Origin of the sequence: Geothrix terrae (assembly GCF_022808775.1) — a bacterium.
Taxonomy (GTDB): Bacteria; Acidobacteriota; Holophagae; order Holophagales; family Holophagaceae; genus Geothrix; species Geothrix terrae.
Window position 1 is genome coordinate 152,111 of the sequence record NZ_JAKZLA010000008.1, and the last position, 20,384, is coordinate 172,494.

17 protein-coding genes are annotated in these 20,384 nt (G+C 72.5%); 10 read left to right on the forward strand and 7 right to left on the reverse strand.

Features of this window, described 5'->3' with window-relative positions:
- Window positions 1-26 precede the first annotated feature (26 nt).
- Window positions 27-608, forward strand: a complete 582-nt coding sequence (locus MLE42_RS14620; RefSeq protein WP_243288612.1) for a YceI family protein — start codon at window positions 27-29, stop codon at window positions 606-608.
- Between the two features lies 1 nt (window position 609).
- Here MLE42_RS14620 and MLE42_RS14625 read toward each other — a convergent pair whose 3' ends face one another.
- Window positions 610-1,788, reverse strand: a complete 1,179-nt coding sequence (locus MLE42_RS14625) for a metallophosphoesterase (protein WP_243288613.1) — start codon at window positions 1,786-1,788, stop codon at window positions 610-612.
- A 19-nt stretch (window positions 1,789-1,807) separates the two neighbouring features.
- A complete protein-coding gene (locus tag MLE42_RS14630) occupies window positions 1,808-4,357 on the reverse strand; it encodes a TolB-like translocation protein (RefSeq protein ID WP_243288614.1) in 2,550 nt (849 codons plus the stop codon).
- 155 nt (window positions 4,358-4,512) lie between these two features.
- Here MLE42_RS14630 and MLE42_RS14635 point away from each other — a divergent pair, with 155 nt between their 5' ends.
- The 5 genes from MLE42_RS14635 to mutL are packed head-to-tail and all read left to right on the forward strand — an operon-like array spanning window position 4,513 to window position 9,515.
- Complete coding sequence (locus tag MLE42_RS14635; protein ID WP_243288615.1) at window positions 4,513-5,418, forward strand: FAD:protein FMN transferase; 906 nt, start codon at window positions 4,513-4,515, stop codon at window positions 5,416-5,418.
- Window positions 5,415-6,707, forward strand: a complete 1,293-nt coding sequence (locus MLE42_RS14640; RefSeq protein ID WP_243288616.1) for an OprO/OprP family phosphate-selective porin — start codon at window positions 5,415-5,417, stop codon at window positions 6,705-6,707. Before MLE42_RS14635 ends, MLE42_RS14640 begins: the two co-directional genes overlap by 4 nt.
- 8 nt (window positions 6,708-6,715) lie before the next feature.
- Entirely contained in the window at window positions 6,716-7,234 is a 519-nt protein-coding gene (locus tag MLE42_RS14645; RefSeq protein ID WP_243288617.1) for an FMN-binding protein, read from the forward strand.
- The gene (locus MLE42_RS14650) at window positions 7,231-7,683 is read left to right on the forward strand and encodes a hypothetical protein (RefSeq protein ID WP_243288618.1); all 453 of its coding nucleotides are present in this window, start codon (window positions 7,231-7,233) and stop codon (window positions 7,681-7,683) included. The genes MLE42_RS14645 and MLE42_RS14650 overlap by 4 nt, the downstream gene beginning before the upstream one ends.
- A 35-nt stretch (window positions 7,684-7,718) precedes the next feature.
- Window positions 7,719-9,515 (forward strand): DNA mismatch repair endonuclease MutL, encoded by a 1,797-nt coding sequence (gene mutL / locus MLE42_RS14655; protein ID WP_243288619.1) that lies wholly within the window; start codon window positions 7,719-7,721, stop codon window positions 9,513-9,515.
- A 166-nt stretch (window positions 9,516-9,681) separates the two neighbouring features.
- On the opposite strand, the gene MLE42_RS14660 is transcribed toward mutL, so the two are convergent.
- From MLE42_RS14660 to MLE42_RS14680, 5 genes are read right to left on the reverse strand one after another with little or no spacing between them, the layout of a single operon-like run.
- Window positions 9,682-12,777, reverse strand: coding sequence for a sigma 54-interacting transcriptional regulator (locus tag MLE42_RS14660; RefSeq protein WP_243288620.1), 3,096 nt, complete (start codon window positions 12,775-12,777; stop codon window positions 9,682-9,684).
- Entirely contained in the window at window positions 12,771-14,042 is a 1,272-nt protein-coding gene (gene aroA, locus MLE42_RS14665; protein ID WP_243288621.1) for a 3-phosphoshikimate 1-carboxyvinyltransferase, read from the reverse strand. Before aroA ends, MLE42_RS14660 begins: the two co-directional genes overlap by 7 nt.
- A gap of 51 nt (window positions 14,043-14,093) precedes the next feature.
- Window positions 14,094-14,483 (reverse strand): hypothetical protein, encoded by a 390-nt coding sequence (locus MLE42_RS14670; protein WP_243288622.1) that lies wholly within the window; start codon window positions 14,481-14,483, stop codon window positions 14,094-14,096.
- A gap of 13 nt (window positions 14,484-14,496) precedes the next feature.
- Window positions 14,497-16,542 (reverse strand): hypothetical protein, encoded by a 2,046-nt coding sequence (locus MLE42_RS14675; protein WP_243288623.1) that lies wholly within the window; start codon window positions 16,540-16,542, stop codon window positions 14,497-14,499.
- A 1-nt stretch (window position 16,543) separates the two neighbouring features.
- Complete coding sequence (locus MLE42_RS14680; protein WP_243288624.1) at window positions 16,544-18,022, reverse strand: outer membrane protein assembly factor BamD; 1,479 nt, start codon at window positions 18,020-18,022, stop codon at window positions 16,544-16,546.
- A 112-nt stretch (window positions 18,023-18,134) separates the two neighbouring features.
- Here MLE42_RS14680 and MLE42_RS14685 point away from each other — a divergent pair, with 112 nt between their 5' ends.
- From MLE42_RS14685 to MLE42_RS14700, 4 genes are all read left to right on the forward strand, one after another.
- Entirely contained in the window at window positions 18,135-18,815 is a 681-nt protein-coding gene (locus tag MLE42_RS14685; RefSeq protein WP_243288625.1) for a hypothetical protein, read from the forward strand.
- A 68-nt stretch (window positions 18,816-18,883) separates the two neighbouring features.
- Window positions 18,884-19,534, forward strand: a complete 651-nt coding sequence (locus MLE42_RS14690) for a hypothetical protein (RefSeq protein WP_243288626.1) — start codon at window positions 18,884-18,886, stop codon at window positions 19,532-19,534.
- Between the two features lie 5 nt (window positions 19,535-19,539).
- Window positions 19,540-19,905 carry a DUF2752 domain-containing protein gene (locus MLE42_RS14695; protein WP_243288627.1) on the forward strand — a complete coding sequence of 122 codons (366 nt, stop codon included), beginning with the start codon at window positions 19,540-19,542 and terminating at the stop codon, window positions 19,903-19,905.
- A gap of 68 nt (window positions 19,906-19,973) precedes the next feature.
- Window positions 19,974-20,330, forward strand: coding sequence for a roadblock/LC7 domain-containing protein (locus MLE42_RS14700; RefSeq protein WP_243288628.1), 357 nt, complete (start codon window positions 19,974-19,976; stop codon window positions 20,328-20,330).
- Window positions 20,331-20,384: the final 54 nt, after the last annotated feature.

The following is a 20,384-nucleotide window of genomic DNA, read 5'->3' on the forward strand; positions in this document are numbered from 1 at the left end:
TGTCCTCCCCTGCCATCGAGGTTCCCATGCGAATCCGCGCCTTCGCGCCCCTGCTTCTGCTGACCCTTTCCCTCGCGGCCCAGAGCCGGACCTTCCGGGTGGACACCACGCACACGGTGCTGGGTTTCAAGGCCTCCACCCTGCTCTTCGATGTGCCGGGCCGCTTCACCCGCTACAAAGCCGACATCCAGGGCGATCCGGCCACGCTGGAAGGCGCCAAGGTCCGCCTGGACATCGACGCGCGCTCCGTGGACACCGCCAATGGCACGCGCGACGAGCACCTGCGCTCCCCGGACTTCTTCGACGCAGCGAAGCACCCCGCCATCACCTTCGTGTCGCGGGAGGTGAAGCGGGACGGGGACAAGGTGGTGGTGCGCGGCACGCTCACGATGCATGGGGTGAGCCGGGAGCTGAGCCTGCCCTTCACGCCCGCGGAGGGCACGAACGGGGCCGGGGCCCACACGTGGGCGTACCGGGCCACGCTGCCGCTGGATCGCCTCGACTATGGCGTGGGGGCCGACAGCGTGGCGGCCAAGATCAGCCTGAAGCGCCAGGTGGGGCTGGACTTGATGCTGGTGGGCTTCTTCGACGCGCCGGAGAAGAAGTAGGTCAGGCCCGCTTCAGCGTGAAGATCGTGATCTCCGGCGGGGCGGCGATGCGCAGCGGGAGGCCTACCACACCCAGGCCGCGGCTCACGTAGAGCACGTCCTCGCCCTGTCGGTAGAAGCCCTCGGTGCGGGGGCCGATGAGGTGGGCGCTGCTGAGGCCGGGGATGGGATTGATCTGGCCGCCATGGGTGTGCCCGGACAGGGTCAGGCGCGCGCCGGCGGTCAGGGCCTTCTCCCATTCGCTGGGCCGGTGGTTCAGGCAGAGGCGGAAGGCGTCGACGGGCACGTCGCGGGTGGCCTCCGTGGGCCGGGGGCCGGGCCCGAAGACCATGCGCCGGAACCGGCCGTTCCGGGCCATCGGATCCTGGAGCCCCATCACCGCTAGGGTGCTGCCGTTCCGGCGGACCAGGGCCGAGGCGTTCTCCACGCAGCGGATGCCGGCAGCCTCCAGATCCCGCCAGATGGGCCGGGGATCGTCGAAGTAGTCGTGGTTGCCGAGCACGGCGAAGGTCCCGTAGGCCGCCGGGAAGCCCGCGAAGGCGTCGACCACCGGCCCCAGCTCGTCGGGCCGGCTGTCCACCAGGTCGCCGGTGATGAGGAGCAGGTCCGGCCGCTCCCGCGCCGCGAGGTCCCGCCACCGGCGCACCAGCTCCGGGCCCACCAGGGGGCCGGAATGCAGGTCGCTGAGCTGGGCGAGGCGGAGGCCCTCGAGCCCCGGAGGCAGGTTCGAGAAGGCCAGCTCGTGGCGGGTGATGACCGGATCGCCATAGGCCTCCCGGGCGCCCCGGGCGCCGAAGGCCACCGCGGCTCCGGTGCTGGCGAGGGCGGCGGTCCGCAGGAACGCGCGCCGTCCGGGATCCAAGGCCTCGCCCGGCGGCTCGGGCTTGTGGCGGCTCCACAGGTGCCAGAGACCCTCGGCCGCCATGCCCGCCAGCAGGTGCAGGACCGTGAAGGCCTGGAAATAGAATCCCCCCCGGGCCATGCCCCGCAGGAGGGGCAGGGCGCCATGCCCGCCCAGGCCGATGAGGCGTAGCCCGGCGAAGAGGATCAGGGGGATGTGGATGAGCCCCAGGATCCAGGGCAGCGCTCGATGGTACCGGCTCGGCAGTTCCAGTCGCAGCAGGCGCAGGTGCAGCCACTGGACGAGGAAGATGAGGACGAGGCCGGTGAGGAAGAGCATCAGGATTCCCAGGATGACATCACGGCCGCACGATCACGCTGAGGGTTCCCACGGTACGACCCTTCATGGCCCCGTCCAAGGGGCGATGCACACCCAGGGTGAAGGACAGGTTCCCCGCGAGGCGGCGCACCACGTCCATGGGTAGTCCCAGGTTCCGGCTGTTCAGCTCCAGGCCCGCCACCCGCTGGGCCGAGGGCCGGGGATCGGGGTCCTGCCACACGGTCGCGTGCTCCACGTAGGCCGTGAGGGGGCCGAGCCCCAGGTCTCCCCGCAGGCGCCGCAGGCGATCGCCCATGGCGGTGTAGGCGGGCAGGGCCGCCTGGTCCACCCGGTTGGCGTCCAGGGATCCGGGCAGCAGGGAGGTGCCCACGCCGCCCAGGTGGAAGCGGTCCAGAGCCGAGGAGTCGCCGCCGACGCGACCCTCCTCCAGGCGCACCATCAGTGGCGACCAGGGGTTGATCCAGCCCAGCGTGAGGGTGGCGCGCGCCAGGGTCCAGCTCCGGCCGTCCGTGCGTCCCTGCTGCCCCCGGGCGGCCAGAGCGGCGCGGAGACCCTGCCCGTCCCGGCTCCAGGAGTTGCTCAGGCCCGCTTCCGCGCCCCAGAGGGCCCGGCTGATCGATGTCCCGCCCTGGGGCGTGACCCGCTCGTAGGCCAGGATGGGCCGGAGGTGGGCGCGGGGGCGGCCCAGGTCCTCCCGGTCGAAGGCCAGCTCCACGCCCCGGCGCTCGCGGTCGAAGCCCGCCACGGGCGCGAACCGCTGGCTGGAGGGGCGCTCCAGGAGGGAGAAGGCCTGGAGCGAAGGCGCCCAGCGCCAGCCGCGCCAGGCCGCGCCGGCCATGCCGCCCCGGGGGCCCGCGCCGTCGCCCAGCCCCGCCAGCACCTGCCAGTTCAGGCGGCCCAGGATGTCGTTGCCTCCAGCGCCGAGCTGGATGCTTTCGCCGGATGGGGTGAGGCTGTAGCCCGCCAGGGTGAAGGCCTCGTGGCTCTCCCCGACGCGGTAGGGATGAGGAACGACGGGGACCGGTGGAGGCAGGGGGCTGGGCTCGTCGGACCTGGGGAGGATCTGGCCCTTGATCAGGGCGGCGGGATCCTGGGGCAGGTCGCGGGGCTCCAGGGGCGGCAGGGTGGCGTCGAGACGGCGGATCTGGACGCCCGTGGCACTGAGCTGGGTGTAGTAGATCCACTTGCCGTCCGGCGTGGCCACCGGGTTCCAGGCGGCGGCCAGGGTGCGCGTGAGGGGCCGCCCGGCGGCATCCACCACGTTCCAGATGCCACCCACCTCCTTCCAGGAGGGGCCGGCCGGTGCGGTGGGCTTCGCCGCGATGACGGAGGTGCCACGCACGCCCTTGCCCAAGGTCCAGACCCGGCCCCGGGGCTTCAGCACCCCTTCTTCATCGGGCAGGCGGAGCTGGAAGGCGATGGCGTCCGGGGCCGTCCAGACGGGCTTCCAGGGAAGGGCGCCATCGATGGATCCCAGCCGTCGCGCCGGAGGCAGCACCGGCACGAGGGGGGCGTGGTCGGGGGGCTCGCCGGGCTGGGGCTTGGCGGCCTTGGACGCGGCCTTCAGATCCCAGACATAGAGTCCGGGCTTCTTGGCGGCCAGCACCCGGGCCAGGAGCTTCGTGCCGTCGGGGCTCAGGGCCAGATCCGTGGCCCAGCCCTGGAGCTGGGTGACCAGCTCGCCCTCGCGCAGACCCTGGGCCCGGGCGAAGCGCTCCAGCTCCAGGGCGGTGTGGGTCAGCTCAGCACAGAAGCGCTGGTAGCCATCCTTGGGCGGGAAGCCGAAGGTGGCGGCGAAGGCCGCGTCGAAGTCACGCTTTCCCGCCAGGTGGATCCAGAGGGTCTGGAGCGCTTTCGGATCGCCGGAGGTCCTCTCCAGCCACTCGAGGTAGGCGCTGCCGCCCAGGTAGGCCAGGCTGCCGCCCAGGAAGCCCTGGGTGCCGCTCAGGGCCTCGTAGGTGGGGAGCTTGCCTTCGATGGCCCACTGGCGCAGCACCGCGGCGCGGAAGGCGCTGTGGGGGCGGCCGCTGCCCGTGAGCTTGCCTTCAATGAGGGTGGCGTAGCCCTCGGTGACCCAGCGGGGGGACTTCTCCGCGAGGGGCCCCAGCGCCGCGGTCCAGCGCCGCCAGAGGCTGGGCTTCAGGGCCGGGCGCAGCAGGTGGTGCATGTGGCCCAGTTCGTGGACCACCAGCAGCTCCGCCCAGTCGCGGTGGTGGCCGACGACTGAATCGGGTTCGGGCACCGTCTTCCACAGCACCACATGGGGACGGGGGAGGATGGGGAAGGCCAGGCCGTTGGCCTCCATCACGGGGTCCAGGATCAGGATGTCGATGGGCTTCCCCGGCTTCTCGTAGGCGAAGCCGACCAGCCCCAGGTATTGGGCATGGACCCCTTCCACCCGGGAGGCCACGTCCCGGCCGAAGGCCTCGAAGGCCGCGGGGCAATGGATGCGGTAGTGCGCCGTGGCGAAGGTGAGCCAGCGCGCATCGGGAGCCTGGACCCGGGCGGGGGCCGCCTGGATCAGGGCGGGAAAGAGGGCCAGGGCGGGTGTCAGGGTCCGGAGGCGCATGGCCCCAGTGTGAACCCAGGATGTGATGGGGATCATGTTTTGAGAATTCATCTCAAATTTAGGGTTGAAATTCGAGATTCATTGTTGTGAGACTCATTCTCATGTTTGTGGCACCACCCCTCCCACTCCCGGCGACTGCCCCGGCGCCGACCTTGATGGTCGTCCAAGGGTCCGCGCCGGCCCTGGATCGCCTCGTGCTCGCCATGGGGACCGAGCTGCGCCTGCACCTCGAGGGCCCCGGGGACCTCGGCCGGGCCTCGGAGGTGGCGCTGGCGGAGGTCGCCCGCCTCGAGGCCGCCTGCTCCACCTGGGACCCCGCCTCCACCTGGAGCCGCCTGAACGCGGCCCAGGGCCGCCCCGTGGCGCTGGACCGCGAGTGGCTCGACCTGCTGGCGCAGATGAAAGCCTGGCAGGCGCGCACGGAGGGGGCCTTCGACCCTGTCCTGATGGCCCTGATGCGGGCCTGGGCCATCCGGGCGGGGGGCCGGACGCCGGATCCAGCGGCCTTGGCGGCCGCGCGCCGCGCCTCGGGCGCCCCTCTCTTGATCCTCGATCGGACCGCGGGCACCGCCCGATTGGCCCTTCCCGAGGCGGGCGTGGAGGAGGGCGGCTTCCTCAAGGGCTACGCCCTGGACCGCCTGCGCCAGGCGGTGGGTACGCCTGCGGGCCTGCTGGACTTCGGCGGCCAGCTGCTGGCCTGGGGTGCGCCAGTGGAGGCCTCCGTGGCCGATCCCCGGGACCGCCGCCTCGCCCGGCTCACCCTTTCCCTGCGCGAGGCCTCGCTCTCCAGCAGCGGCACCTCCGAGCGGGGCCGGCACATCCTCGACCCGCGCACGGGCGAACCCTGTCCCGACTGGGGCAGCACCGCGGTGGTGGCCGCGGACGCCCTCACGGCGGATGTCCTCTCCACGGCCCTCTACGTCCTGGGCCCCGACGCGGGCCGGACCTGGGCGGAACGCCAGGGTGTGGCCGCCGCCTTCCTCCTCAACGACGGAACGGTCCGGATGAGCCCGGCCTTCCGCGCCCTCCACCCCACCCTGATCGCTCGGGAGTCCCGATGAAGTTCCTGCTCACCCCCCTCATGTGCGCCCTGCTGGCGGCGCCCGCCTTCGCCCAGGAGAAGCCGGACACGGACAAGCGGATTGCCGATCTGGAGCGCCGCCTGGATGCCATGTCCCGGGAGCTCGAGAGCCAGAAGACCGGCAGCGTGGTGCCGCCCGCCGGCGAGGAGGGCCGCTTCGGCCTGGGCGCGGCGGCCAGCAAGGTCTATGCGGCGCCCGCGGGCCTCAGCATCGGCGGCTACGGCGAGTTCCTCTACCAGAACTTCGACTCCAAGCTGCAGAACGGGACGAAGGCCCCCCGGGAAGCCAACCTCGATGCCCTGCGCCTCGTGCTCTACACGGGCTACAAGTTCACGGACCGCATCGTGTTCAACTCCGAGCTGGAGTTCGAGCACGGCGGCTACTCCGACGAGTCCACAGGGGGCGAGGTCAAGGTCGAGTTCGCCTACCTGGACTTCCTGGTCGACAAGGCCTTCAACGTGCGGGCCGGCATGATGCTGCTGCCCGTGGGCTTCATCAACGAGATGCACGAGCCCCCCGCCTTCCTCGGCTCCCAGCGCCCCCTGGTGGAGCGCCGCATCATTCCCAGCACATGGCACGAGAACGGCGTGGGCCTCCACGGCGAGCTGCCGGGCAACCTGAGCTACCGCCTCTACCTGGTGAACGGCATGGACGCCAACCCCGATCCGGGCAACGGCCACGAGGGCTTCACGGCCGAGAGCATCAAGGGCGGGCGCCAGTTCGGCAAGGAGGCCAAGGCCAACAGCCTGGCCTGGACCGGCCGCCTGGACTGGGCCCCCATCCCCGGCACCACCCTGGGCTTCAGCTTCTACCGCGGCAACTCCAATCCCACGGACGGCGCGGAGTCCCTCATGACCACCCTGTGGGACGTCCATGCGGAGTACCGCGCCGCGGGCCTCCAGCTGCGGGGCCTCTTCTCCCGCGTCACCAACTCCGAGGCCGGCGTGGCGGCCCTTCCGCCGACCAGCGACGGCTTCCAGACCGGCACCCGGCAGTTCGGCGGCTACCTGGAGGCGGGCTACGATGTGCTGCGTGGCACCGGCAAGCAGGCCCTCATCCCCTTCGTCCGCTACGAGCGCCTGAACTCCCAGCAGCGCGTGGTGGAGGGCGTCACCCCGGACTTCGCCAACGACGTGACGGTCAAGACCGTGGGCGTGAGCTACAAGCCCATCCCCAACGTCGCCGTGAAGGCCGACTGGAACAAGATCGAGAACCGCGCCGAGACCGGCCGCGACCAGTTCAACCTGGGCCTCGGCTTCTACTTCTAGGACCCGCCATGATCCGCGTCCTCGCTCCCCTCGCCTTCTCCCTGCCGCTCTTCGCGGCCCTGCCCACCACGCAGGAGGCCCTGGCCCTGGCTTTTCCCGGGGCCCAGCTCGCCCGGAGGGAATTCGTGCTCAGCGAGCCTCAAGCCGGCCGCGCGAAGGCGCTGGCGCAGGTGGAGGTGCCGGGGCGCTGGCTGGTGGCCTACGAGGCTCGGCGGAACGGAACCCTGGTGGGCGTCGGCTTCTTCGACACCCACCGGGTCCGGACCCTGAACGAGACGCTGCTGGTGGCCATCTCGCCTGAAGGCCGCATCCTCCGGGTGGAGGCCGTGACCTTCCACGAGCCCGCCGAGTACATGGCCAAGGAGGCCTGGGTGAAGCAGTTCGAAGGGAAGGACCTCGACCCGCAGCTCACGCTCAAGGGCTCCATCCGCCCGCTGTCGGGCGCCACGCTCACGGCGAACGCCATGACGGACGCGGCCCGCCGCTGCCTGGCCCTGCACCAGGTGCTCTACCGGGAGGGGAAATGAGCCCGCTCGAACGCTGGAGCCTGCACCTCGCCGCCCTGGCCACGGCGGGCACGGGCCTCATGGACGGCCTGCTGCGCTGGTTCGGCGTGCGGGCCGGGGAGTTCGGCCCCGAGCCCCACCCCTGGCTCCCGGCGGCCCAGCACCTGCACGTGCTCACGGCGCCCCTCCTCCTCTTCGCCCTGGGCATGACGGTGCGCGGCCACCTCCAGGCGAAGCTGAAGCGGGGCTCCGAGGGCCGTCGCACGGGCCTGGGCGCCGCATTCCTCATCGCGCCCATGGTGCTGTCCGGCTATGCCGTGCAGGTGGTCACCAGCCCCGCCTGGCGCACGGCCTTCAGCTGGGCCCACGGCCTGAGCGCCGGACTCTTCCTGTTGGCCTACCTGGGCCACCTCTTCATCCCCCACGCCCAGGTCGAACTGCGGACCACCGCTGAGCGAAGGACCAGCTGACAGCCGGGAGCTGATAGCTGATAGCGTTCTAGGCCATGGCCAAGATCCGCGTGCTCCCCGACCAGGTCGCGAACCAGATCGCGGCGGGGGAAGTCGTCGAGCGGCCCAGCTCGGTGCTGAAGGAGCTGGTGGAGAACGCCCTGGATGCGGGGGCCCGGCGCATCGAGATCGCCTGGGAGGAGGGCGGCAAGCGGCTGCTGGAGGTGGCCGACGACGGCTCGGGCATGGCCCGGGACGACCTGTACCTCGCCCTGGAGCGCCACGCCACGAGCAAGGTGCGCACGGCGGAAGACCTGGGGCATCTGGCTTCCTTCGGCTTCCGGGGCGAGGCCCTGCCGAGCATCGCCAGCGTGAGCCGCTTCGACCTGACCAGTGCCGAAACCGAGGGCGCGGGCCACCGCCTGCGCTGCGAGTTCGGCGTCATCAAGGAGGTGGCGCCCGTCTCCCACAGCCGGGGCACCACGGTCGCCGTGCGCGACCTCTTCGCCCAGCTGCCGGCCCGGCGGCGCTTCCTGAAGTCCACGGACACGGAGCACGCCCAGCTCTGGGGGGCCGTGGCCCGGCTGGCGCTCAGCGCGCCGGGCGTGCACTGGGCCATCCGCCCTGACCGCGGCGCACCTTTGGTGCTGCCGCCCGTGGCGGACGCGGGACAACGCCTGGGTCCTCTGCTCGGCGAAAAGCTCACTCGCCTGGTGCCCTTCGTGAACGGGGAGCTCCCCTGGCGTCTGCGGGGCTTCGTGTCGCCGCCGGACCTCAGCTTCCGCGACCGCAACCACCTCTACCTCTTCGTGAACGGCCGGGCCGTGCGGGACCGCCTCCTGCTGGCGGCACTGTCGGAGGCTTGGTCTGGTACTTTCGCCAAGGGCTCGTACCCGGCGACGGTGCTCTTCCTGGAGCTGCCTCCGGAAGCCGTGGACGTGAACGTGCACCCCACCAAGGCCGAGGTGCGTTTCCGGGAGCCCCAGCGCATCTTCGCCTGGGTGCGGAGCGGGGCCGAGGAGGCCTGGGCGCAACTCCGAGGCGGCCTGGCTTCGGTACTGGAGCTGCCGCCGAAACCGCTCGAGGCGGAGTTCGAGCTGGATCCCTCGCGCCGGGCCGCAGCCCAGCATCCCCGCCTCTGGTCCGATCACTCCGGCGGGGCCCTGGGGGCCTACCAGGCCCTTGATGCTGCGTTCAACACGCGGCCTCTGGAGACGGTCTACGCCTACGAGCCGATGTCTTCAGGGGCTGCCGAGAACCTGGACCCCGGCGGCGCCATCCGCTACCTGGGCTCCTTCCAGCAGACCTACCTGCTGGCGGAGATCGAAGGGGAGCGGGGGCCCGAGCTGTGGATCGTGGACCAGCACGTGGCCCACGAGCGGGTGCTCTTCGAGCGGCTCTTCCTCCGCCGCCACGCCCCCGCCATCCAGCCCCTGATGCCGCCCCGGGTGGTGCAGATCGGGCCGGAGGCCCTGGCGAGGCTGACGCCCTTCCTCTCGGAGCTCGAGGCGGCGGGCGTGGAGGCGGAGCCCTTCGGTGATGGCGCCCTGGTGGTGCGCGGGCTGCCGGACTTCCTGGCGGACCGCGACCCCCAGGCCCTGCTGGAGGACCTGCTGGCCCGGCTCGAGCGCGAGGGTCGCGTGGATCTGGACGCCTTCCGCCGGGACCTCAACGCCGAGCTGGCCTGCCGCGCCGCCATCAAGAAGCACCACGCCCTGCCCCCGGATCTGGCCCTGGGCCTCATCCGGGACCTGCTGGCCTGCGAGGTGCCCAACACGTGTCCCCACGGCCGCCCCATCCTCAAGAAGCTCACCCTCGAGGAGCTGGAGCGGAGCTTCGGGCGGCGAATCTAGCCCAATCGGCGGCCTACCACTCGCGCGAGCGCTCGTGGGGGGACACCCCCGCGCGGCTCCGCCGACCACCCCCGGATCGCATCGTGCCCCGCACGATGCTCCCGCTCGGGCCTTCGGCCCTCACGGACGGGGCCCCGTCCCCACGGCCGCCCCATCCTCAAGAAGCTCACCCTCGAGGAGCTGGAGCGGAGCTTCGGGCGGCGGCTGTAGCCGGGCCGTTCCCTGAGCCAAGGCCGGCGGTGGCGGCGCGGCCGCGCTCGGCCACCAGGTCCACGCCGAGGCGCTTGGCGGTGGCGTAGAGGGCCGGACGCGCCAGGCCCAGGGTCTCGGCGGCTTCGGCCACTCGGAACCCGCAGGCCTGGAGGGTCTCCAGCAGGAGCCGCCGCTGGAAGGCCTGGGTGGCCTCGTCCCAGCTCCGCGCCTGCGTGGCCGGCGCGCTCAGCTCCGGCAGGTGGGCCGGCCTCAGCGTGCCGCCCTCGCAGCGCAGGAGGCCGCGCTCCAGCGCATGCAGCAGCTCCCGCACGTTCCCCGGCCAGGGCAGACGGGCCAGGGCCTGGGGCAGGCCGGGCGCGAGGGCGGGCACGGGCCGCTTGGCTGATGCCGCGGCCTTCACCACCAGGCGCGGCACCAGGAAGGGGAACTCGTGGCGGCGGGCCGAGAGGGGCGGCAGGCGCAAGGTCGCACCCTGCAGGCGGTAGAGCAGGTCGCGCCGGAAGGTGCCCGTGATGGCCAGGGCCTCGATGTCCCGATGGGTGGCGGCGGCGAAGCGCACGTCCACGCGGATGACCTGGTCCGAGCCCACCCGCCGGATCTCGCGTTCCTGGAGCACCCGCAGCAGCAGGGATTGGAGGCGCGGCGAGAGGTCCGCCACCTCGTCCAGGAACAGGGTCCCGCCCCGGGCGGCCTCGATGGCCCCGCGCCGGTCGCGGTCGGCCCCGGTGAACGCGCCCTTCACATGGCCGAAGAGCTCGGATTCCAGCAGGCCCTCGGCGAAGGCCGAGCAGTTCACGGCCACCAGGGGACCCGAGCGGCCCGAGCGCCGGTGCAGCTCCCGGGCCGCCAGCTCCTTGCCCGTCCCCGTGGCGCCGAGGATCAGCACCGGCAGATCCGACGTGGCCACGCGGTCCAGCTCCCGCAGCACCGAAGCCATGGGCTCGCTGCCATCCGTGAGCAGCAGGCCGCCATCCTCCGGAGATTCCAGGGGCCGGACCTCCTGGAGCCGGGCCAGCCAAGGGGCCAGAAGCAGGGGCTCCACCGGGGCCGCGGGGGCGGCGTCCGGCGCCTGGGCCAGCAGGATGCCGCCCACGGGACAGCCTTCCCACACCAGGGCGTGGCCCCGCCAGATCCAGCCGTCCTGGCGGAAGGGGGCGAGGCCGCCCTCCCGGGCCAACCGGCCCAGGGCCCCCTCGGGGGGCGGGTCGCCGGCGCCCAGCGCATGGACCTCCGCCCCGGTTCCCCAGACCAGCCAGGTGGGGGTGGATCGCTGGGCCAGCCAGCGATCCAGGAAGGCCGTCGCGTCCTCGGCGGGCACGGCCTCCGCCGGGGGCCAGAGGATCGCCAGGCGCGCCTGGTGGCGGGGCGCATGGGCGCGATCGGCGATGGCCTGGAGGGCCAGCAGATGCTCGGCCCGGCGGAGGTCCGGCCGCCGCTCCAGCACCTGCAGACCCAGCTCCAGGCGCATGATCTGGGTGGGGCAGCCTCGCCAGGCCGCCCAGAAGGCGTCCGGATCGCCACCGCCCCGGAAGAGCCGGTGGGCCTCCCAGCTGAGGCGGGTCTCAGGATCCGCTTCCGCCGGGGGTGGCTCGGTCAGGGGACCCAGGGCGGCTTCCAGGAACCGGGCGTAGGGGTGGGCCCGGACCCGGGGCAGGGCCTCGCGGACCAGGTCCCAGCGCTCCCGGTCCGCCCCGTGCAGGGCCAGGAGGCCCCAGGCTGCCGGAACCTCCGGGTGCGCCTCCACCAGGCGGCGGATCCGCGCGAGGGCCGCATCCGGGTCGCGGTTCACCTCCGCGAGCTGGGCCTCCTCCAGATCCTGCCAGGGCTGGGGGAGCGGGCCGCGCAGGGCGGCCCAGCGGGCATGGGCCGGGAGATCCGCCCACTTGAGGGCCAGGTGCGCCGCGTTGGAGGCAGCCCGCTCCGCCCAGCCGGCTGCCCCCAGCCGCAGGAAGTGGGCGTGGGCCAAGGTGAAGGCCCGCAGGGAACCCTCTGGATCGCAGGCCCCGTCCGCCCGCAGGCCCTCGGCCATCCAGTGGAAGGGGTCGGCGCAGGGATGGGCCGGTGCGCCCCAGTCCGGGTAGCCCGGTGCCGGCGGGGCTGCCTCGCCACCCCAGCGCATGCGGATCCGATCCCAGGCGGGGTCGCCCGAAGGAGCAGGTGGTGTGGGCCGGTGGAGGGTCTCGTGGATGTCTGCTTCCAGGGCGCTGCGCCAGTCCCCTGGTTGATCCTCGGCCAGCTCCAGGCGCAGGAAGGCCGCCAGGGGTGGGTCCGGAAGCCCGCCGCCGGCCAGGCCGCCGGGCGCCAAAGGGTCGAGTCCCGTCGGGGAGGCGCCCGCGCCCCGGGCCCAGGCCCGCAGGCGGGGATCCAACATGCGCCGTCCCCCGGGGAGTTCCGTCAGCCAGGGCGCGCCATGGTGCGGGGCCAGCGCCTCGCAGGGCCCGTCGAGGACCAGCGGGCCGGCCAGGGCCTGCAGGAGCGGCCAGGGCAGCTCTGGATCCAGGGCTCCTTCCGGCAGCAGGCGTCCCCCGGCGTCCTGGCTCCGGAGCAGGAACGTCCACCAGTCCGACGGCAGGCCGTGGAGCTCGGGCGGCACCAGCATCTCGAGGAAGGGCGGGAGCACGAGGCGGCCGCCCTCTTCCACGGCCCCCAGGACCGCGATCCAGCGCAGGCGCTGGGGGCGGTCGAGAAGGACCGAGCCCGCCGCCATCCACGGGCTGCCATCCCCCTCCAGCAGGGCCTCCCAGGCCCAGGCAAGCAGCTCGCTCTCCCGGGCACCCCGCCGGTCCGCGGGCACGGCGGGGCTGCCGTGGCGCAGGAGGGCCACCCAGGCAGGATCGGGGCGGGGGCCGAAGGCCGTGGGCGGCGCCGTCACCTGGGGACCGAAGGGGCGACGGGCCTCCTGGGCGAGCCGAGGCCAGCGGCCCTCATGTCCCCCCAGCATCCAGGCCTGGGAGATGGCGGCCAGGGCCCAGGCCGGATCCCCCCAGCGCCGTCCGCGGTCCAGGCCCCAGGGGGCCTTCCAGTGGCCCAGCCAGGAGGCCTTCAGCACCCCAGCATCCCGCGCCAGACCTCCCAGAAGTCCGGGAAGGTCTTGGCCACGCAGTGGGGATCGCGGATCTCGCCGCCGCAGCGCAGGCCGCCCACGGCGGCGGCGAAGGCCATGCGGTGGTCGTTCCGGGGGTCGAAGGGCGGGCGGGGCCCGGGCCGCGGGCCGGGCTGGACGCGCAGGGTGTGGTCGCCGATCACCTCGGCCCGCCCGCCCAGCCAGCGCACCAGCTCCGCCGAGGCGTCCAGGCGGTCGCACTCCTTGAGGGGCAGGGTGTGGAGGCCTCGCAGCTCCGAGGGACCCGGTGCCAGGGCCGCCAGGGCCGCCAGCACGGGGCCCAGGTCCGGGCAGTCCGTGAGATCCGCATCCAGCCCGTGCTGGAGCGGGCCCTCCAGTTCCAGATCCTGGGGCCCCGTCCAGCGGGCGCGGCAGCCCGCGTCCTGGAGGATGGCCACCATGGCGCGGTCGCCCTGGGCATCCTCGGGATCCAGGGGTGCCAGGCGGAGGGCCCGGCCCGTGGCGGCCGCGGCGGCCAGGAAGGCGGCCGCCCCGCTCCAGTCGCCGGGCAGGTCCAGGTCCCGCGGGGCCAGGGCGCCGCCGGGGATGAGCCACCGGCCCTCTTCCAGACGGGCCCCGCAGCCGAAGTGGTGGAGCCACTGGGTGGTGAGGGCCAGGTAGCTGGGGCTGGCCACCGCGGTCCAGCGCAGGGTGCCGCCTCCGGGCAGGGCCGCCGCGGTCAGGGCCAGGCCCGTGAGGAACTGGCTGCTGAGGCGGGCGTCCACCTCCAGGTCCAGCCGCTCCGGGGCCCGCGCCGCGGGGCGCAGCCAGGCGCCCTTCGCATCGGGTTCCCAGGTGGCCCCCAGGGCCTCCAGGGGGGCCAGCAGGGGCCCCAGGGGGCGCTCGAAGAGCCGCGGATCGCCCTCCAGCCGCACGGGGCCCTCCGCCTTCAGGGCCAGCCAGGGCAGGAGGAAACGCAGGGTGGTGCCGGAGGCGCCCAGCCAGAGGGGGGTGGAGGTCCGGGGACGGCCGCCGCCTTCGATGCTCCAGGTGCCGTCCTCCTCCCGGACGCCGAGCCCCAGATCCGCCAGGGCCCGCCGCATCCAGCGGGTGTCCTCGGCCTCCAGCCCCCCGCGGAACCGACTGGTGCCCGGCGCCACCGCCGCGAGCAGCAGGGCCCGGTTGGTGACGGACTTCGATCCGGGCACGCGGATCGGGTGCAGCGCCGCCCCCCGGGGCAGGGTGGTGTCTTCAGGAAGTGACAGGAGCATATGGCAGGGTGCCGCGCCCGGCCCCCCGCCGCAAGCCCATCGAAGACCGGATCAGCCGATGTTCTCGAAGATCGGCTTGGAGATGCGCTTGTCGGTTTCCTTGGTCCACTGGTAGGCGCCGTAGAAGTCGATGGTGCGCTTGTAGCGGAGGGTGATGGTGCAGGTGCCGGCCTCGCCGCTGCCGCTCTTGACGACCCGGACGGTGCTTCTGTCGGCCAACACTTCGGGAATGGCCAATTCCCGGGCTTTGTCCCTGACCTCACGTTCGACGGTCTCGACGGGTTTTCTGGCGGAGCTGCTGGCGATGAATCCGCACGCATCCACCAGCTCGCTGTCGCTGTAGTAGACGGGGAAGGCCTTGTATCCAGCGGCGGCCAGGGTGCCGAACACGAGCAGGGAGACGATGCAGCCGATCTTGCCTTCGCCGCGCTGACGCTTCATGAGTTCCTCCAAACTACTTCAGGTCTTCAAGGGCCTGCCGGGCCAGGGGGGCGACCAGGGGGCCATCGGGGCCGAGCAGGGTTGCCTGAGGATACTTCAGTGCCTGCCGGAATGCCTGCGTTGCTTCGGCCTGGTAGGCGCTGCCCAGTCGGAGGAAGCACCGGCCCGTGTGGTAGTCGAGGGTGCCCTGGCTCACGCCGCTCGCGGTGCCGAGCCGGGCATCCCGCAGTTGCTCGATGGCCTTGTCGTACCGGCGGAAGTGCATGAGGCCCAGGCCGAGGTTCATCCGGATGAGATTCGCTTCGTCGCCCTTGGCGCCCGCCTTCGCTCCCACGTAGTCCAGCCGCAGGCGGGCCAGGATGGCCGGGTAGCAGAGGGCCGGGGAACCCAGGGGGAGCTCCAGGGCCTGGTCCTGGACCGGAAGGTTCACGGGGGGGCCACCCTGGCTGAGGGTCACGGTTCCCTTCGCGGCCGCCAGCACCTGGCGCAGGGCCTGGACCGAGGCCACGGGTTTGCCGTTGGCCAGGGTGACGGGCCTGCCGACCTGGATGCCCGCCTTCTGATCAGCCTCGGAGGCGGACAGGACCCAGGGCCCCGGCTCTCCGGGGAGGTCGAGGAGGGCCAGGTCCAGCCCGGGCTCATGCAAGGGGGGCACGGCGTTGAGACGGGCCACCAGGGGGCCCAGCGGATCCTCCTCCAGGGGCTTCACCAGCAGCCGCTCCTCCTCGCCCTCGAGGGTGGCGATCCGAAGCTCCACCTGGTGGGTCACCTTCCCCGGGATCGGGGCGGCGGAGAGGATGAGTTCGGCCTCCCGCGAGGCCTTCACCCGCGCCAGGGCCTCCTGGGGCGTCTCGCCAGGATGGGCGGGCAGGTAGGCCACCTGCTGCAGGCGGTCGCCGAGGCCCTCCAGCAGCGACAGGAGCCGGGCCCGGCCGGTGAATTCCAGCTCCCCCTCCAGGCCCAGGAAGGCGAGGCGCGGCTTCGGCCGGGCCTCCACTGCGAGGGCCTTGCCCTCCTCCACGGTGATGCGCCGGGAGAAGCCGCCTGCCGGGAAGCGGACAAGCAGATCATAGGGACCCGAGCAGACCGGGAGCTGCGCCACGGGCAGGGGACCCTGGTTCTGGCCGGAGAGGAACAGTTCGCCGCCGGGCCAGTCGGAATGGACGGACAGGGTGCCCTTGGAGGGATCGAGGCGGATGGGCTCCAGGGTGTGGTCCGCAAAGGGTGTGGCCAGGTCCGCCTGCATCTCGAGCACCTTGGTCCGGTGGCAGGGGGCGCGAAGCTCCAGCTGGTGCTTGCCCGGGGCCAGCTCGCCGATGATGAAGGGTTCGGAGACCTCCTCCGGGCGCAGGCCCAGGGGCGTCACCAGGGGGGCGGCGTCGGGGCCCGCCTGGCCCTTGGCATGGCCGAGGCTATGGCCGTCCAGCAGGACCTCTGAGCCGCTCGGCCGCACGTACAGAGCCACGGTGGAGGAGATGCGGGTGAGCTTGAAGTCCGCGGCCTTGGTGTCCCCGGAGGCGAGGTCGAGGATCAGGTCGACGGGCGCATAGCCCGGGCGGCTGTAGGTCAGCTTGTGCGAGCCGAAGGGGAGGAAGCGGCGGGCCTGGGGAGATCCCGGGCGGCCGTCCACGGACAGGGTCCCCCCTTCGGGCGCGTAGCTGAGCCGCACGGGGGCGTAGTTCTCCGCCCTCAGGCGATCGAAGAGGGCCGCCAGGCGCTGGGAGGTGAGGGTCCGATCCACCTCGAAGTCCGGGTTCAGGTCGATGAGTGCCTGGAGGCGCGCCTGGGCCCGGGGCTTGGTCTGGGGGCTGCGGTCATCCAGCACCGCCAGCCAATTGTAGCTTTCGCAGAGCACCTGGGCCCAGGTGGGATCGAGGGCGGCAGCCTTGGGCGAAAGGGTCGCGACCACCTGTTCGAAGCGGGTGCTGGCGCCCTCGCGGTCCCCCTGGGTGGCCCAGAGGGCCTTGGCCTGGAGGAAGGTGTCCTTGAGGGCCGCATCCTGGGCGCCAAGGCCCAGGCTCAGCAGGAAGACGAAGGGGAGGAGTCGGCGCAGGCGCATGTCAGTTCAACCGGTACAGGAGGTCGTTGCGGCGGTCGCAGAGGATGAGGCCGCCGGAGCGGTCCAGGGCGAGCGACGTGATGCGGCCGCTGATGCCCAGGCTCTTGAAGGTGGCCTGGCGAAGCACCGCGCCATGGGGATCGAGGATCAGGACACCCTCCCCGAAGTCGCCTCCATCCACCAGGACCGCCACCTGCCCTGCCCCGTCCGAGGCCAGGGCGACCACGTTCCGGAAGGGGGCCGGAAGGTCCCTGCCGTAGGGGACCACCACGCGCGGCTGACCGTCGGCATCCAGGAAGAGCAGCTTGCGATCCGCGTCCGAGGCGATGGCCATGCCGCCGGTGGGCAGGGCGGCCAGGGCGTTGGCGATGGGGGAAGCCACGGTGCGGGAGGCACCATCCGGGTTGAAGACGGTCAGAGCGGGGGTCTTCGCATCGGCCACCCAAAGGGCGCCCCACCGGTCCAGGGCGGCGCCGCTGATGGCACCCAGACCGTTCAGTGGCATCGGTGCCGCCGAATCCCGGGAGAGGCCGGCCTTGGAGAGGAGCCAGACCTCGCCGGCAGGCGAGACGGCCATGGCCTTGGCTCCGGCCGCGGCGGGGCCGGCGGGGGCCAGTTCGCCGTCGTGGAGCCGGAAGGCATGGTCCAGGTCGTTCTGGTAGATCAGGAGGTCCCCGTCTGGCGCGTTGGCCATGAGGGTTGGTGTCCGGAGCCACTTCACGCGCCCTGCCGGCCAGGAGCCTTCGTTGGTCAGGGGCTGTTTCTGCAGCCGGTGCTTTACTCGCACGGCCGTGCGCCAGGCGGCCTCCCCGGCTTCAGGTGTGTGGGGGGCCAGGGTCCGCAGCCGCTGGAGCATCCGCAGGCAGCCCGGGAGATCGTCCAGGAGGTCCATGGTCTCGGCGGCCTCCAGCATGGCCCGGGGCGCCACGGCGGCGTCGGGGTGGAGGCGGAAGGCGTCCACGAAGAGCTGGAGGGCGCGGCCCCACTGCCCCTGGTCCCGCCAGGCGCGGCCCAGCCGGAACCGGGCCTCGGGCACCGCCGGGGACTCCGGGAAGAGGTCGATGACGCGGTTGAACTCCGCCATGGCGTCCTTGAGCTCGGCCGGGCGCCGGGCCTGCCGGGCGAGCAGGGTTCCTCGCAGCAGCAGGCCTTCTGCGGCTTCGGGGGTCCGGATGTGGTCGGCCTTCAGCCGGTCCAGGAGGGGCATGGCGGCCTCGGGCTTGTGGTTCACCTCCACCTGGAGCCGGGCCAGCCCCAGGAGGGCTCGCGGGGCGAACGCGCTCCCAGGGGCGGACTGGAGCAGCTGGCCCCAGGTGTCCGCCGCCTCCTGGTAGGCCTTGGCCGCGTAGGCGCGTTCGCCGCTCTGATACAGGCGTTCGGCCAGATCAGCCTCCTGGGCGCGCCCGGTCACCTGGACCAGGACCGGCAGGGCGCAGAGCAGGGCGACCGGGACGCGGGACCAGGGGGGGGCGGGCAGCATGGAAGCCTCGGGACAGAGGAAAAGCATAGCCGCGACCCGGGGTCCGGTCCGCGCCAACCGCTAGCGCCGTTGGGGGCCCCGGCGGCCCCGGGGAGGTGCTAGCGTCTTGGGTATGCGTGCCGTGATCTTCGCCCTCCTGGCCGTTTGCGTCCAAGCCCAGCCGCCGGCCTTCCTGGCCCAGCTGCCCCCGGCCGCCCAGGCCGAGGCCCAGGACATCATCGATCGGGCCGACTTCATCTTCGAGACACAGACCCAGCCGAAGCACGTGCGGCTGGCGAGCATGGAGAAACTCTTCGACCATCCCCGCCTGGCCTCGGCCATGTGGCGGCACTGCCAGTTCGTGCCCGGCTTCTACGCCTTCATCCATCCGGACGGCTCCTGGAGCATCGATGACGCGCACGGGCTGAAGGGCACGCTCCGCCTCGTGTACCGGCGGCCTGGGCATCGGGTCTACCTGGTGGAGGGCGTGGCCGAGAAGGGCCGCCTGAAGACGCCCTTCGCCGTGAAGGCGAAGATGCTCACCTCGTACCGCTACTGGGAGGGGAAGAACGGCTTCGAGACCCACCTCCAGACCTGGACGGCCCTGGATTCCGCCCTGCTGGGGGCCATCGCCCGGCCCTTCCGGGGCTACATCAAGCACCGGCAGGATGAGTTCATCGCCTACATCAACGGGAACGTGGCCACCTTCGGCGAGTTCGCCGACCTGAGCCCCCAGGACTTCCACGGCCCCCTCAAGCGGGACGGCGACGTCATCGCCCTCCGCGAGTTCGAGACCCTCTTCCTGAGGAAGTGATGGGGGTTCCCTTCACGGACGCGATCCGGGCTCCTTTTTGGGCCTCTTTTCGGGCCCCCTTTCGGGCCTTGGTCCGGCCTTCCGCGGCGTTCACCGAGCCGCCGCCGACCCTGGGCCGGGCCCTGGCGCGGATGCTGGCCGTGTGGGTGCCGCTGTCCCTGGCCAACACCGGCCTGACGGTCTGGCGGGCGCTCGAATCCTATGGCCAGCTTCGGCACAGCGCCCCGCCAGCCTGGCTGGAGCAGGCCCTGGGCGCCGATCCGGACGTGTTGCGGGAACTGCTCCGGTCCCTTCCGCCCCCTCCGGCCTTCGGTGCCATCTGGCCCTGGCTGCTGTTGGTCGTGCCCCTGGGCGTGCTGGGGACCTGGATCCATGACGCCGTCTGGGACCACGCCGGGTTGTGGCTGGTGGGGGGGCTGAAGGCGAAGCGCGGCTTCCGCGTCACCCTGGTGGCCGAGGCCGAGGCCCTGCGCATCACGGCCCTGGGCACGCTGATCGACCTGCTGGGCTTCGTGCCCGTCCTGGGCATGCTGCTGGCCCTCCCGCTGCTCCTCCTGGACGGCTACCTGTGGCTCTTCCGCGGCTTCGCCCTGGGGGCCAGGCACGGCTGCGGTGTCTGGCGGGGGGTGGCTGCCACCGTGGTACACGCCATCCTGCTTGGGACCTGTGCGCTCGGCTTGGCGGTGGTCCTGCTGGCGATGCTGCGGGTGGCCGCGTGAGGCGGGTGCCCTGGATCGTACTGGCCACCTTGGGCCTGGGGCTGGGCGTCCGGTTGGCGGGCTTCCTGGCCCCCTGGGCGGACCTGCTTCCAGGCTGCGCCTTCAAGCGCGTCACGGGAGTCGCCTGCGCCACCTGCGGGCTGACCCGCGGCACACTGGCCCTGGGGCAGGGCCAGTGGGGGGCGGCCCTGCATTGGTATCCGGCCCTGGCGATCCTCGCCGCCGCGGCTCCCGTCGCGGTTCTCTGGGACCTCCGCCGGGTCTGGCGGGGCGATCCCTACCCGCCTCTGCCGGATTCCCGCGGCCTCCGGGTCGGGGCCTGGCTCCTGCTGGCCGGGATCTGGGCGCTCCAGGCGGCCCGGGGGATCTAGGGAGCCCGGGTTTTGCCATGGCCCCCCAGTGCGGTCATGCTGTCAGCACGCATTGCCGGAGTCCCATCATGTTCCAGAAACTCCTGGATCGGCTCATCGAACAGGTGCCCGAGGCCTTGGCCGCGACCTTCAACGATCGCGATGGGGATCCCATCTGCTCACGCACCATCCAGGTGCCCAACGAGGGGCTGCAGCTTCTGGGGGCCTACCAGCATGTGGTGAAGCGGCACCTCCAGCAGGCGGTGGAGGAGTTCGACCGCGGCGAGGTCAAGCAGGTGGCCTTCGCCACCGAGCAGCACTGGATCCTCATGATGGGCGCCAGGGAGCAGTGCACGCTGGTGCTGGTGATGCAGCGGGACGGCCTGCTGGGCCGGGCCCGGTTCTACATGGAGAAGGCCGTCGAGGCCCTGAACCAGGAACTCTAATGCTGTCCGGGAGGACCGCCTGCTCGCCAAGCTCGCGATGTCCCCCCGGGCCCC

Coding starts and splice junctions, on each gene's coding strand:
- MLE42_RS14620 (WP_243288612.1), top strand. CDS start 27: ATGCGAATCCGCGCCTTCGCGCCCCTGCTTCTGCTGACCCTTTCCCTC.
- MLE42_RS14625 (WP_243288613.1), bottom strand. CDS start 1,788: ATGCTCTTCCTCACCGGCCTCGTCCTCATCTTCCTCGTCCAGTGGCTG.
- MLE42_RS14630 (WP_243288614.1), bottom strand. CDS start 4,357: ATGCGCCTCCGGACCCTGACACCCGCCCTGGCCCTCTTTCCCGCCCTG.
- MLE42_RS14635 (WP_243288615.1), top strand. CDS start 4,513: ATGGTCGTCCAAGGGTCCGCGCCGGCCCTGGATCGCCTCGTGCTCGCC.
- MLE42_RS14640 (WP_243288616.1), top strand. CDS start 5,415: ATGAAGTTCCTGCTCACCCCCCTCATGTGCGCCCTGCTGGCGGCGCCC.
- MLE42_RS14645 (WP_243288617.1), top strand. CDS start 6,716: ATGATCCGCGTCCTCGCTCCCCTCGCCTTCTCCCTGCCGCTCTTCGCG.
- MLE42_RS14650 (WP_243288618.1), top strand. CDS start 7,231: ATGAGCCCGCTCGAACGCTGGAGCCTGCACCTCGCCGCCCTGGCCACG.
- mutL (WP_243288619.1), top strand. CDS start 7,719: ATGGCCAAGATCCGCGTGCTCCCCGACCAGGTCGCGAACCAGATCGCG.
- aroA (WP_243288621.1), bottom strand. CDS start 14,042: ATGCTCCTGTCACTTCCTGAAGACACCACCCTGCCCCGGGGGGCGGCG.
- MLE42_RS14670 (WP_243288622.1), bottom strand. CDS start 14,483: ATGAAGCGTCAGCGCGGCGAAGGCAAGATCGGCTGCATCGTCTCCCTG.
- MLE42_RS14675 (WP_243288623.1), bottom strand. CDS start 16,542: ATGCGCCTGCGCCGACTCCTCCCCTTCGTCTTCCTGCTGAGCCTGGGC.
- MLE42_RS14680 (WP_243288624.1), bottom strand. CDS start 18,022: ATGCTGCCCGCCCCCCCCTGGTCCCGCGTCCCGGTCGCCCTGCTCTGC.
- MLE42_RS14685 (WP_243288625.1), top strand. CDS start 18,135: ATGCGTGCCGTGATCTTCGCCCTCCTGGCCGTTTGCGTCCAAGCCCAG.
- MLE42_RS14700 (WP_243288628.1), top strand. CDS start 19,974: ATGTTCCAGAAACTCCTGGATCGGCTCATCGAACAGGTGCCCGAGGCC.